The 13,551-nt window shown below is 59.0% G+C and carries 11 protein-coding genes; 7 read left to right on the forward strand and 4 right to left on the reverse strand.

The features are described from left to right. Positions 1 to 309 precede the first annotated feature (309 nt). On the reverse strand, positions 310 to 1,248 hold the full coding sequence (locus GTO91_RS13455) for a patatin-like phospholipase family protein (RefSeq protein WP_161259251.1): 939 nt from the start codon (positions 1,246 to 1,248) through the stop codon (positions 310 to 312). Positions 1,249 to 1,472: 224 nt separating this feature from the next. Here GTO91_RS13455 and GTO91_RS13460 point away from each other — a divergent pair, with 224 nt between their 5' ends. The 4 genes from GTO91_RS13460 to GTO91_RS13475 all read left to right on the forward strand — a co-directional run bounded on the left by GTO91_RS13460 (position 1,473) and on the right by GTO91_RS13475 (position 6,096). Next, a complete protein-coding gene (locus GTO91_RS13460; protein ID WP_161259252.1) occupies positions 1,473 to 2,540 on the forward strand; it encodes a lysophospholipid acyltransferase family protein in 1,068 nt (355 codons plus the stop codon). Between the two features lie 209 nt (positions 2,541 to 2,749). Continuing rightward, the gene (locus tag GTO91_RS13465) at positions 2,750 to 3,700 is read left to right on the forward strand and encodes a hydrogenase small subunit (protein WP_161259253.1); all 951 of its coding nucleotides are present in this window, start codon (positions 2,750 to 2,752) and stop codon (positions 3,698 to 3,700) included. A gap of 22 nt (positions 3,701 to 3,722) precedes the next feature. Continuing rightward, entirely contained in the window at positions 3,723 to 5,135 is a 1,413-nt protein-coding gene (locus GTO91_RS13470) for a nickel-dependent hydrogenase large subunit (protein ID WP_161259254.1), read from the forward strand. Between the two features lie 49 nt (positions 5,136 to 5,184). Then, entirely contained in the window at positions 5,185 to 6,096 is a 912-nt protein-coding gene (locus GTO91_RS13475) for a DHH family phosphoesterase (protein ID WP_161259255.1), read from the forward strand. Positions 6,097 to 6,252: 156 nt separating this feature from the next. Here the strand turns inward: GTO91_RS13475 and galE are convergent, their stop codons facing one another. Then, entirely contained in the window at positions 6,253 to 7,224 is a 972-nt protein-coding gene (gene galE, locus GTO91_RS13480; protein ID WP_161259256.1) for a UDP-glucose 4-epimerase GalE, read from the reverse strand. 172 nt (positions 7,225 to 7,396) lie between these two features. Between galE and GTO91_RS13485 the strand changes: the two genes are divergently transcribed. Continuing rightward, positions 7,397 to 8,461 carry a YeiH family protein gene (locus GTO91_RS13485; protein ID WP_161259257.1) on the forward strand — a complete coding sequence of 355 codons (1,065 nt, stop codon included), beginning with the start codon at positions 7,397 to 7,399 and terminating at the stop codon, positions 8,459 to 8,461. A 41-nt stretch (positions 8,462 to 8,502) separates the two neighbouring features. On the opposite strand, the gene GTO91_RS13490 is transcribed toward GTO91_RS13485, so the two are convergent. Continuing rightward, positions 8,503 to 9,444 carry a LysR family transcriptional regulator gene (locus GTO91_RS13490; protein WP_161259258.1) on the reverse strand — a complete coding sequence of 314 codons (942 nt, stop codon included), beginning with the start codon at positions 9,442 to 9,444 and terminating at the stop codon, positions 8,503 to 8,505. A gap of 330 nt (positions 9,445 to 9,774) precedes the next feature. On the opposite strand from GTO91_RS13490, the gene GTO91_RS18205 reads away from it, so the two are divergent. Both GTO91_RS18205 and GTO91_RS13500 read left to right on the forward strand, forming a co-directional pair. Further along, a complete protein-coding gene (locus GTO91_RS18205) occupies positions 9,775 to 11,757 on the forward strand; it encodes an ATP-binding protein (RefSeq protein WP_235919599.1) in 1,983 nt (660 codons plus the stop codon). A gap of 110 nt (positions 11,758 to 11,867) precedes the next feature. After that, positions 11,868 to 12,308, forward strand: coding sequence for a response regulator (locus tag GTO91_RS13500; RefSeq protein ID WP_161259259.1), 441 nt, complete (start codon positions 11,868 to 11,870; stop codon positions 12,306 to 12,308). Positions 12,309 to 12,381: 73 nt separating this feature from the next. Here GTO91_RS13500 and GTO91_RS13505 read toward each other — a convergent pair whose 3' ends face one another. Continuing rightward, the gene (locus tag GTO91_RS13505) at positions 12,382 to 13,389 is read right to left on the reverse strand and encodes a methyl-accepting chemotaxis protein (RefSeq protein ID WP_170294246.1); all 1,008 of its coding nucleotides are present in this window, start codon (positions 13,387 to 13,389) and stop codon (positions 12,382 to 12,384) included. Positions 13,390 to 13,551: the final 162 nt, after the last annotated feature.

Raw genomic sequence — 13,551 nt, forward strand, 5'->3', positions numbered from 1 at the left:
CCCGTGCTAAGGAGGTACCGCATCCCATCACTTCCCTTAGCCGGTGGCAATCGAGAAGGGTATCGTCCATCCGTAAGCATCGCGAGCTTATTCTCAGTATAACCGATGAAATACTGGTTGGTAAAGAAAAAAACGGCGAGTGACATAAGATCTTCCACCTGTCCGCCTTTGGAATCACTGTCATATCGTCGCCCGGAAGTGAGTCTTTTTGCCCAAGCTGTACAAAGCCTTATCAACCCCAGAAGCATCTTGCTCCGAAGGCGTATTAACATGGAGAAGTAAGGAGGGGTCGAAGGAGGGTGCGAAACCTTATCGAGATCGGAAGTAAGCAAAAGGCCTTCCCTCTAAAAGGCGCGTCATCCAGGAGGGTCTTTTGTCACTTGGAGCGGTAGGGGCCTTTATCGACTGGTCGAGGATATCATAAATCTCGCCCAGCCGTTCCTTGGCGTGCTCATAACCGCGCTCAATACAGAGTTCCGCCTTGTCGAAATCGAACATGCCGATGCCCCCCACCTGGGGGCGGAGCACGAGATCGGCGTTTTGCGCTGTCCGTTTGGACTGGCTGGCCACGTTGATGGTGGTCACCCGGTGTACGATAGACATGAAGGTGTCAAAAGGCTCGTCAACGGGGTCGGCGAAAACGAGGTCGACAGCGATGACGATGTCGGCGCCGAGGGCGCGCGCGGCCGATGCCGGGCAGTTTTCCAGGATGCCGCCGTCGACGAAGAGATGGTTCTGGTACTCGACGGGCTGGAAGAGCAAAGGGATGGCGCAGCTCGCCTGGACGGCCCGGGCGACAGAGATGTCGGTAAAGACATCGGCGTCGGGCAAGGGCTCAGCCAATGGCTGGGACGAAAAGAGCGCCTGCCTTCCCCGCCGCAAATCGGCCGATAAGATGGCGACGGGGTTTTTGAGATCGGCCATCCGGGCGTCACCTGTTTTTTCGGCGATCAGTTCGAAGAGCTTTTTGCCTCGCACCAGACCCCGCGTCTGTACGTCATTGCGGAACAGTCTTCGCAAAAACTGGCCGTAGTCATAATCCAGGTAGCGCCGGTCGATCGTAGGGACCAGGTCCATCAGTTCCGGGGCGCTGTAGCCGTACCCATAGAGAGCGGCCACGATGGAGCCCGAGCTGGTTCCCGCCAGGCAATGGATGGGGATGCGCGCTTCTTCGAGGGCAAGCAGGATGCCCAGGTGGGCGCATCCGACGATGCCGCCGCCCCCCAGGGCGATGCCGATTTTGTTCAATGTTGTTGACCTCGCTATGGCTGTCTCGTTTTTTACGACGACAACTTCATTGTGTACAACGGCATGAGGGTTATACCGATTGGGCGCTATCGAGAAAGCGATGCCTTTGTTCTTTTTTGTTACCATTTTTTAACCTTTCGGCAACAAAACGATAAAACAGGGCTGGTAAAGTTTTTTTAATCAACTTTCTGCGCCAGTCGAAGTGTTTGAGAGGGTTGACCGTTATGTATGAATGGATCGGGAAAATCACGGCGGATGCGGGGCGCCTCGATGTCATCGGTCGATGGGCGGCCTGCTTGCCCCGACCGGTCGCGCTAGCCGCCTGCCAGATGCTGGGACGGGCGCTTTATGACCGGGCTGGCAGTGTGAGGGAACGGGTGAAGGCCAACATGGGCGAACTGTTGGGAGAACTGCAAGGCCACCCGAGGGGAGAGTCGTGGGGAGAATCACAGGGAGAATCAGGGGAAAGCCGATTGGAGGCCTGTTGCCGCGAGTACTTTCTGCACGGGGCGCTCGGGCTGTATGAGGTGCTGGTGGCTTTCTCTGATCCGAAACAGCGGTTGGATCGGTTTTTCACCATCGAGGGAGAAGAATACCTGGAGACAGCGCTGGCCTCGGGGCGGGGGGCTATCTTGTTTACCCCCCATCTCGGGAATTTTTTTTATTACTACTGGTTGCTGTCCCGGCGCTATCCCTGTCTGACTGTGGGGACCACCGACAGTCCTGAGATTCGCCCGGTCTATGAGCGCTTTCACCGGATGGGCTGCCGGGGCCTCGATTATGATGCCACATCGCCCTCCGAATTGGTTCGGAAACTGCGTCTGCACCTGGAGGAGAATGGGCTCGTCTTCTTGCATGGCGATTTCTGGCGTCCCCACTTTCCACAAGCCCATTTTTTCGGGCGTCCGACGCGCAGCCCCGGCGGAACAGCCCTGCTAGCCCTCGAAATGGGGGTCCCTGTGGTGCCCTTTTACGGACGCCGCATCCGGGGTTTTGAGCACCGCCTCGTCTTTTGTCCGCCCATCTACCTGCATAAGGAGTTTCGTCCCCACGAACGAACCGAGGCGACGAACCGCTTGAACCGATTGCTGGCGGAGATGATCGCCTGGGTTCCGGAACAGTGGTTTTACTGGTTCAATGTCCATGAGCGTTGGGAAAAGAGAGCGATGACAGGCGCCGCGACCGAAGGCGCAATGAGCCTTAAGCGCGAAAAAACGATGAGCGTTCATCGTGAAAACGCGGCGAACGGGGGGAGTGAAACCGCGTTGCGCGCCGGTTTCTCGCAAGGTTAATCAGTCCATAGAAAACGGAAATGAAACGTTTACGACGCCTCACTGCTGGGAGGCGTCGTTGTTTTTGTCCGGTGCTGTGATATTTGGCCTCGGCATAAGAATAGTCAGGTGTGGGAAGAGAAATCGCCGGCTTTGCGCCTTATCAGGGAGCAGCGTATCTGGAGATCAGCGTAATCAGGAGAACATCGTATCAGGGGAGGGGACGCTTCATGCGCAGGGAGGACTTCGAGCGGCTCTGCCGGAACTGGCCCTTCGGCAGAGGCCATGCCTTGGCGGGAGCGGTGCTGCCCCTGGTCCGCAGCCATCAGGCGGGGCGGGGCGGCGGGAAATTGCCGGTCATCTGGATCGAGACCTGTGACAGCGGCGACAACAACATCTCCTTCTTGAACACAGCCGCCCCTTATGTGGATCAGGTGTTTTCCGGGATGATCGACCTGATCTACAGCAACACCTTCATGGCGGCCCAGGGGGCAGACGCCCTCGCGCTGTTGCAGGATGCCCTCGTACGGGCCGGGCAGGGCCGCCGGCGTTACACCCTTGTCGTGGAGGGCGCCATCCCCCTGGGCGGGCGGGGGCGCTATGCGGTGATCGCCTGGACGCCTTCCGGTCCGTTGACGGCCTACGATGCGGTGCGGTGGCTGGGGAAGGAAGCCGAATACGTGGTTGCATTGGGGACCTGCGCCGCCTTCGGCGGTCCCTCGGCAGCCCGGCCGAACCCGACGGAGAGCGTAGGGGTCGGTGATGTGCTCGACCGAACGGTCATCAATGTGAGCGGCTGCCCCGTTAACCCTGACTGGTTCGTGGGGACGCTGGCCCACCTGCTCCTCTATGGGATGCCGGAACTGGATGAGCGGGGACGGCCGGTGCTCTTTTACGGCAGCACTGTTCACCGCCATTGCCAGCGGCGTTCCTACTTCGATCAGAAGGTCTTTGCGAAGCGGCTTGGAGACCGGGAGTGCATGTTTTCCCTGGGTTGCGCGGGGCCGAAGACCTATGCCGACTGCCCTTACCGCCTCTGGGTCGATCATGTCAGTTGGCCTGTGAAGGCGAACACGCCCTGCATCGGCTGCACCAACCCGGACTTCCCCGATGGGTCGACCCCCTTTTTTGCGCCCTTGCCCGAAAAAGCAGGGCAACAGGGAAAAGCCGGGCAGCCGTAATACTAAGGTGGGGGGATCAGGCATGTGTCCACAACGGGTGCTCTTCAGCCCGATCACGCGGCTCAGCGGCCTCCTGTCGGCCCAGGTCATCCTGGACGGCGGGCGTGTCGCTGAGGCTTATGTGTCCAGCCCCCTCTTTCGGGGATTCGAGTCGATCATGGGAGATCGCGCCGTGACCGACGCCGTTTACCTGACCCAGCGGGTCTGCGGGATCTGTTCGCTGGCCCATGGCGCCACGGCCAGCTATCTGCTCGATGAACTCTACGACAATGAGATCCCGGAAAACGCCCAGTACCTGCGCAACATCATGTATGGCGCCGACTTTTTGCAAAACCATATCCGGCATTTTTATCTCTTCAGCCTGCCCGATTTCGTTCAGATGCCGGACCGTCCGCCCTTTCTCCGGCAGAATCTCCTGGACGCGCGCTTCGACGGGGCGACGAACGAACGTCTGGCAGCCCATTATGGCGAGGCGATCCGGGCCGCCCAGAAAAGCCACCAGATCCTGGCGCTCTTCGGCGGCAAGGCGCCCCACCAGCACAGCTTCGTCCATGGCGGCGTCAGTGTGGCCCCGACGGCCGACAAGGTGGCCCAGGCCGGCGCCTTGCTGCAAGAGATCGAGGCATTCATACGGACGCGCCTGTTGCCCGATACGGATTTGATCGCGCGGGCCTACGGCGATTATTTTTATATCGGCCGGACGCCATTGCGGCTGCTCTCCTTTGGGCTATTCCGGTTTGGTCCGAAGAACGAGCGCTTCCTGTGGAAGGGCGGGGTGTTGACGGAGGGGGGAGTGACCACAGAGCCCCAGGTCAGATTGATCCGGGAGGAGGCGGCCCACAGTTGGTTCAGCCCCGTCGATGGGGCACTGGCGCCTGATCCCGATAAACCGGGCGGTTACAGCTTCGTCAAGACGGTGCGCTACGGCGGGGAGCCTTGCGAAGTGGGGCCGCTGGCGCGGATGCGGATCAACGGCTTTTACGACGGGGGGACGTCGACGATGGACCGGATCTGCGCCAGGTCGCTGGAGACGGCGCTGATCGCCGGCCTGATGCGGGAATGGCTTGGCCGCCTTGTCCCCGGGGAACCGCCGATCGCCCAAAAAAAGACGCCTGTCAAAGGGCAGGTGACCGCCGTCACTGACGCCATGCGGGGGGCGCTCCTGCACAGCGCCACGGTGGAAGCGGAGCGGGTGGTCCGCTATGACATTATCACGCCGACGGTGTGGAACTTCTCGCCGAAAGACCGGTCGGGGCGGCGGGGGCCGGTGGAATCGGCACTTGTCGGCACGGAGATCCCGCGGCCGGAGTGGACCTTCACCATGCTGGGGCGTATCATCCGCGCCTATGATCCCTGCCTGGCCTGTGGCACCCATATTATTGATTTGAAAAAAGATGCTTCGCCTTCCCGTTTGTTCGAATACCCGTTACAATAGAGTCAGGAGCTTGCTAGGAGGTGAATCCCCGGTTTTTCGGGGAGATAAGATGCGACTGCTGACTCGTTCGGACTTTGACGGCTTGGCCTGCGCGGCGCTGTTGATTGAACTCGGTCTCGTCGATTCCTTCAAATTCGTCCACCCCAAGGACATGCAGGATGGGCTGATTGAGGTCAATGAAAACGACATTATCGCCAACGTTCCCTATGTTCCCGGTTGCGGCCTCTGGTTCGACCACCACTCCTCCGAGGAGGAGCGGGGCAGTTTGAAGGCGCAGTACAAGGGGATGTCCCGGCCGGCGCCGTCCTGCGCCCGCGTCATCTATGATTACTACGGCGGGCGGGAAAAGTTCGGCCCCGATTTTGACGCCCTCATGGCTGGTGTGGACAAGGCCGATTCGGCCCAGTTCACCATCGATGAGGTCTTAAACCCCACAGGCTGGGTGTTGCTCTCCTTTGTCATGGATCCCCGCACCGGCCTCGGCCGTTTCCGCAATTTCACCATCAGCAACTACCAGTTGATGGAGAAGTTGGCCCATGAGATCCGCCATAAGTCCATCGAGGCGATCATGGAGGATCCCGATGTGAAGGAGCGGGTGGAGCTCTACTTTGAACAGGCGGAACGGTTCAAGGAGATGGTCAAGGCGCACTCGACTGTGCAGCAGAACGTGCTGATCACCGACCTGCGCGGTGTCGATCCCATCTACTCGGGCAACCGCTTCATCCCCTACGCCTTGTTCCCGGAAGTCAACATCAGCATCTGGAGCGTCAAGGGCAAGCTGGACAACTGTGTCTTCACCTGCGGCAAGTCGATCTTCGACAAGTCCTCGGCGGTGAACATCGGTTCCATCATGCTCAAGTACGGCGGCGGCGGCCACTTCAATGTGGGCACCTGCCAGGTGGTCCATGACGAAGCGGAAGCGACTTTGCAAGCGCTGGTGGCGGCTTTTCGGGACAAGTAAAGAAAATCTGCTTGTATGAATGAAAAAGTGGAGATGCCGTTGCTGGGCATTCTCCACTTTTCGTTATGAAACGCTATTTTTTGTCATCGCCTGCGTCCTGGGTCGGCAAGGAAACAGCAAGTTCGGAGGCAGGACAGCACCGTATGCTTGCTTTTTTTATTTCCGGGATTGCCAGCGCCAGGCTGTCTCGATGATCACAGACAGATCAGCATAGCGGGGTCGCCAGCCCAGTTCGGCCATGGCTCGGGCGTTGGAGGCGACGAGGACGGCAGGGTCGCCGGGACGGCGCGGCTCGATGCGCAGCGGGATGGGATGGCTGGTTACCCGGCGGGCGGTCTCGACGACCTGCAAGACGGAAAAGCCCTGGCCGTTGCCGAGGTTGCAGACGCCGGAAGGGCGCCCGGCGGCGAGCGCCTGCAGGGCCAGCACATGGGCGTCGGCCAGGTCGCTCACATGGATGTAGTCGCGGATGCAGGTGCCGTCCGGGGTGGCATAGTCGTCGCCGAAAAGGGAGAGGAATTCCCGCTCTCCTTGGGCCACCTTAAGCACGTTGGGGATGAGGTGGGTCTCCGGGTCGTGCTGTTCGCCGCTGCGGCCTTCCGGATCGGCGCCGGCCACGTTGAAGTAGCGGAGCGCCATCCACTTCAGCCCGTGGACGCGCGCAAACCAGGGGAGCATCGCTTCGATCAGTTGTTTCGACAGACCGTAAGGGTTGGTCGGGCGAACGGGGTGGTCTTCCGGGATAGGGACCTGATCCGGTTCGCCGTAGACGGCGGCGGTGGAGGAGAGGACAAAGCGCTTGACGCCGGCTTCCGCCATGGCCTGGAGTAGCGCCGTCGTCTGTCCCGTGTTGGCGAGAAAATAGCGCCCCGGATCCTGCATGGATTCGCCGACAAGGCTTTTAGCGGCAAAGTGCAGGACGCCGTCGATACTGTGCGTATGGAAAATCTCTTGGAGCAATCCAGCGTCGCCCACATCGCCCTGGTAGAAGGGGACGCCTTTCGGGGCGAGCGCTCGATGCCCGGTGGTCAGATTGTCGAGGATAACCACCTCCGCCCCTGCCGCCAACAAGGCCAGGGCGGTATGGCTGCCGATATAGCCGGCGCCGCCTGTGACGAGGTATTTCATAGACTTCCCGCCTCCGTTGCATCGTATTTTCTGAGACAATGCCGGCCATTGGCCGGCGTTCCCTTTTTGTATCGTCCTTCTATCGATTTTTCTGATGTCAAACATCGTCAACGGTAATTTTACAACTGCCTTGTCGAGGCATTACCATAATGCCTGGATGAGGAGGGATGACATGCAATACCGATGGACGACCGGCGGGATTCTGTTGACGGCGTTGCTGGCGCTGTCGGCCCAACAAATGGTTCGCCTTTTTCCTTTCACCGTATTCGGCGCGTTGGTCTCAGCCATCCTGCTGGGGATGGCGGTACGCGCTGCGGCGGGTGACCGGCTGGTTCCCTTGAAACCCGGCTTCGCTTTCTCGGCGAAGGTGTTGCTGCGGCTCGGCATCATTCTCATGGGGGTGCGGCTCAATCTCGCCGATATCGCCGCTGCCGGGTGGCGGATGCTGGCGCTTGACCTGTCTGTGATCGTCTTTGCGGTGACGGTCATTCATTTCCTCGGGAAGAGGCTGTCTGTGGAAGAACGGCTGACAACGCTGATCGCTGTCGGGACCGGCGTGTGCGGCGCCGCAGCGATCGGCGCGGCCGCCCAGGCGGTAAAGGCCAAAGACGAAGAGGTGGCCGTGTCGGTGACGCTGATCTCCCTGCTGGGCACCCTTTTCACGGTTATGTATACGATCCTGCTGCCGGTGCTTGCCCTGTCTCCCCAGCAGTACGGGACCTTTGTCGGCGCGACGCTCCATGAGATCGCCCATGTGGTCGCGGCGGCGGCGCCGGCCGGCGCGATCGGCAGCGACCAGGCCATCCTGGTGAAACTGGGCCGGGTGATCCTCTTGGCGCCCGTCGTCATGGCCCTTGACTGGTATTATCGAGGGCGCGCCGGCAGGGCAGACGGTGGGGTTGGCAGCGGCGGTGTCGGGGCTGCGGATGAGGGCGAGCCCAACGGTAAGCGTAACGACAAGCCCAAGGACAAGCCCCGGCTGCCGGTTCCCTGGTTTGTATTGGGCTTCCTAGTCATGGCCCTGCTGAACACCTATCATGTCTTTTCGCCGGCGCTCACCGCCGGATTGGTCACCGCCAGCTTGTTTCTGTTGGCCATGGCGATGGCCGGGATGGGATTGAATGTATGGGCCGGCGATTTCAAGCGAGTGGGCGCTGCGCCGGTGCTGATGGGACTGGGCGGTTCCATCCTGCTCAGCTTGTTCGGGCGCTTCGGCATGATCCTCCTCGGGCTGTAGGCTCTCTCAGGCTGTAGACCCTCCTCGGGATGTAAAAACGCCTACGGCTGCAGCGCTTCCTCGGCCTGCAATCCCGATTCGGGCGATTCCGGCGCGATGATCCGGTTGCGGATAAAGTCCAGAAAGGAATCCACCGCCAGGGTCGTGAACTTCTCGCGGTGATAAAAGAGCGTAAAGGTCCGGTCGATGCGCCCCTCTGCCAGGGGGATGATCGCCAGGGCATTCTGGGCGACTTCCTCCATGACAGCGAATCGGGAGAGGACGGAGAAGCCAAGTCCGGCTTTCACAGCCTCCTTGATCGCCTGGGTGCTGCCCAGTTCCATCACCACCTGCAGATCGTCTGGCCGGGCGCCGTGGGATTCGAGAAACTGTTCAAAAAAACGGCGCGTTCCCGACATGGGTTCTCGCAGCACCCAGCGGCGCTGGAAGAGTTCCGCCAGGGAAAGGGGCGCGCTGTTGGCGAAGTCTGCCGGCCCGACGATCACCAGTTGGTCGCCACCGCAGGGAAAGGGGATGAGCACGCCGGGGAGTTGGTCCGGGCTTTCAATGAATCCCAGATCCAATTGTCCCGTGACGACCATAGCGGTGATTTGATCTGAATTGTACACGTCCATGGTGATGGAAACCCGTGGGTGGGTCTGCCGGAAGAGGACGAGCAGTTTGGGCAGCAGATACTCGCCGATGGTCAAGCTGGCGCCGATGCGAAGTAGTCCGCTGATATCCTGTGTCAGTTCCTGCATGGCGTTGCGCGCGCGTCCATAGAGTTGTTCCAATTCGACGGCAAAGGGGTAGAGCGTCTTGCCGGCGGTCGTGATCAACAGTCGCCGGTGAAGGCGGTCAAAGAGCTTGACGGAAAAGTGGGCCTCCAGGTTCAGGATCTGCTGGCTGACGGCCGACTGGGTCATATGCAGTTCCTGCGCCGCCAGGGATATGCTGCCTCTGTCAACGACCGTTTTAAAAATCGACAGTTGGGTGTCGAGCATGGCGATACCTTCTCCTTACCGGATGCGTCGCCTTGAATCAGACGGGCTTGGGCTGTCTTGCCGTATTTTGTCTCGTTAATAGTATACCGTTGCTTTCACGTAGGAGCATCACCGGCTTTTCAAGACCAATCTACATATTCCTGAAGGAGTTTGTAGATTTTTCTCGAAGAGACGATAAAAATGGGAAATTAGGAACGCGAGAAGGAATGCGATTCGTGCGTCAGGCTTAACCATTTTGGGTTCAAGCCTTTTTCTATTTTGACGCCTTTTTGGGTTCCCGGTGATTCGAAAGGCTTGAGCGATGTCCTACAGAAACCGGAGGGTTTCCTCTTGAATATTCGCGCATGGTTCCGCGACCCCCGTCAAACCTGGTGGGAAAAACTGCTTCCGTTGCCGATCACGAAACGGTTTTACTTGGCCATGGTGCTGCTTGTCCTTTTCCATACATTCCTGCTGAGCGGGATCGTTCACATGGGGTTTTTGAAGAAAGAGCGCTTTGAGCGGTCGAACGATCTCGTCGCCGCCGCCGTAGAGTTGGAGAAGCGGGCTTCCTCCGAGCGGTGGCAAGGGGTGACCGACGACATCTCACGGATGTATCCCGGTTTGACGATCGGGTACTACTCGGGAGAGCAGAGTGAGTTTCTCGCTTTGAGTCGCCATGAGCAATACCGCATCCGTGTGCTGGATTATATTTTTCCCCTGCGGAGTGTAGACTTTTCGAGTTTCTCGAAGCAGGAACGAGCAGATTTTGTATCCTACGTGACAGTGCCTGCTCCGGAGGGGTCTGGGCCAAGCGGACCGGTTTTCATGGGATGGTGGAACACCCCGGTCCTCGGCCTGGTTCAGCCGGTTCCTGGCGAGGAATCGGTCTATTGCATGGCTTTCGTCCGGTTGAGAGACTTTCATATACCCGTGGTGCTGCGGACAGCCGAGGTGATTTTGATAGAAACCATCCTGGCGGGAATGCTGATCGCCTGCGCCTGGCGGATTTTCAGCCGTTTTCGCGAGGAGATCGAGGGTTTTGGCCTGGCCGCTATGGTGGATGACGATGACGTGTCGCCGAATGTGCTCCCGGAATTGAATCCGCTGGTCGATAAGGTGCGCGCGAACTCGCGCCATATCCGGCGGGTGAAGCGAAACCTCGCCCGGGAGGTGACCAAACGGATGCAGGCCGTCAACGCACTGACCACGTCGGAAGCGAGATTCGCCAAAGCCTTTCACGCCAATCCCCACCCCATGTGCATCACCTCGATGGAGGATGGACGCTTCATAGAAGTCAACGAGAGCTTCCTGCAAGCCACCGGGTATGAACGGGACGAGGTGATCGGGCAACGGTTGCCGGAACTGGGTCTCATCGGAGAAGAGGCCGGCGGATCGGTTCCGGACAGACTCCCCGCAGGCGCCTTGGCCGCAAGCGACTCCGCCCCAGGCGCCCCCGCCCCAGGCGCGTTTCGCAATATAGAGCGCAAGATTACCGTCAAAAGGGGAGAGGCCCGGATCTGGCTCGTCTCGGCAGAGGTGATCCAGTTGGAGGGGCGCGGCTGCCACCTCTATTCGGTCAACGATATCACGGAGATCCGCAAGTTGGAAGGGGAGTTTGCCCGCCTCGACCGGCTGAATCTGGTGGCGCAGATGGCTGCCGGTATCGGCCATGAGATCCGCAACCCCATGACGACGGTGCGCGGTTTTCTTCAGATCCTGGGGGCAAAAGGCGAGTTGGCGCCCCATAGAGAGCACTTTGACCTGATGATTGAAGAGCTTGACCGTGCCAACTCGATCATCTCCGAGTTTTTGTCCCTGGCCAAACATAAGGTGGAGGATCTCCGGTTGCAGGATTTGAACACCATCATCCAGGCGCTCTATCCCCTCCTGGAGGCGGACGCCTCTTTAGGCAAAAAAGCCATCCGGCTGGAACTGGGCCACATTCCGGAAACATATCTGGGGGAAAAGGAGATCCGCCAGTTGGTGCTCAACCTGGTTCGCAACGGTCTCGAAGCGATGGGGGAAGGCGGGGAACTGACCATCCGCAGCTATAGTGAAGACGATGCGGTGGTGCTGGCCGTTTGCGATCAGGGAAGCGGGATCAGCCCCGAGGCGTTAGCCCAGTTGGGCACCCCCTTCTTCACGACGAAGGAACAGGGAACAGGGCTGGGGCTGGCGGTCTGCCAGAACATTGTCGTCCGCCATCAGGCCTGCATGTCCGTAGAAACGGCGCGCCATGGAACCACTTTTTTTGTACGCTTTCCCTGTAGCGTTGATTTTTCTCAATCATCTCTTTCCGCCGTGAACAACTTCCATTATACTGGTTTCTAACGGGAAAAATCATAGCCTGACCGACCACTCGAACATCCGCGAAGCCTTAGCGAACGAAGCCGATACATCGAAGGATCATCACATAACATAAATACGGAGCGTGGTTGCCTGTGGCGCGGATCCTGATCGGCGAAGACAATATCGCAAACTGCGAGTTGTTAAAAAAAATCCTGAGCCCCCAGGGCCATCGGGTCTTCATTGCGCACAATGGACGGGATGTGGTGGAGATGGCTAAGCGTCTCCAGCCGCCTCCGCAGTTGCTGCTGCTCGACATCATGATGCCCATCATGGACGGTTTCCAGGCGATCGCCGAGTTGCAGCGCGATTGGCGGACCAAGTCTATCCCGATCATGATGGTCACCTCCAGCGGCAACACGGTTGACGTGTTGCGCTCCAAGTCGGCCGGCGTGGTCGGATATATCCTGAAGCCCTATGAGCCCAAGGTGCTGATCGAGCGGATCGACCAGATCGTCGGCAAGGAGGCGCCGGAAAAGGCGCAGCCGCTCAGCAAAACCTTCTCGGCCAGCGATCTTCTGGAGGCAGAAGAATAAGGCAAAACCGCCCTTTCCGGCGTAAACTGCGGAAGGGCGGTTTTTATTGACAGTATATTTTCGGCGGACGGTTTTACAGGGCTTCACTGACGATGACGGACCAGTCTTTTCCTTTGTAGGCGTTGTACCCTCGTGTCCGGGCGTATCCGAAGATCTGCAGCTTGCCGTTGCCGTCCTGCTCGATGGTGAAGCCGTAGGTCTCGCCGGCCATGGCCTTTTGCGCCGCCTGCAGGTGGCTGAGGTTTTTCTGCAGGATCCCGGCGCGGTTGCGGGCGCCGATGACCACACCGGCCTTGTTGATGACGAAGATGTCGCCGGTGCTGCCGGTGCGCGCCGAATCGATGATATCATAAATAAAGTTCCAGTTGAATCGGGTGGAAAAGACGCCCAGCACGTTGCCGTCTTCATCGCGAACGGGGCAGGAATAGGCGATCGTGTGGCCTTTGACAGCCTCAGAGTAGTACATGTCGGATACGTATACGTCGTTGCGGCGCATCGTTTCGGCAAACCACCCCCGGCTCGACATGTCCAGGCCAATGACCGACTTGTCCACGCCGGAGGCGACGATCCGTCCGGCCCGGTTGACCAGATACAGGTCATAATAGACCTCATAGATGTCGACGATTTTTTTCATCAACGCCGTCGCGCTGTCTACATTGGCCGGCGTCTCTTCGCGGAGACAGGCTTTAATCTTGTCGAAGGTGGCCCAGGCCTGCACGTCGCAGTTGCGTTCGAAGAGGTTGCGATCGATCTTATCGATCGTATCGTAGGCCACATCGGCGGTGCGGACGGCGATGACGTCGTTCGCCTTGCTCTGGATGTTGCCGATCAGGTCGGTGCTCTCTTTCGTGGCAGCAAAGCTGCGGTCAGCCAACTTCTTGATCTCGGCTGCGACGACGCTGAACCCGCGGCCCGCTTCGCCTGCGCGTGCGGCCTCGATGGCGGAATTTAAGGCCAAAAGGTTCGTCTGCTTGGTGATGTGGTCGATGGTCTTCACTACTTTTCCCATCTCGTTGTTCGCTTCTTTGAGTTGATGAAGCAGTTGGGACACATCCATGGTATGCGCGGTTTCATTCGCCATCGCGGCTCTCCCTCTCTTCCCCTTTAAGGACTTACACAAATGGTGTACCTCGATTATGCCATATCCGTTGGAATCGGAATAGGTCGATAAGAGGGCTTTTTTAAAAATGGCATGCTTGTCGAATAAATAACATATGGGTTGATTCTTGACACTGTCCAGCCA

This window comes from Heliomicrobium undosum (assembly GCF_009877425.1).
In the GTDB taxonomy this organism is placed as follows: Bacteria; Bacillota; Desulfitobacteriia; order Heliobacteriales; family Heliobacteriaceae; genus Heliomicrobium; species Heliomicrobium undosum.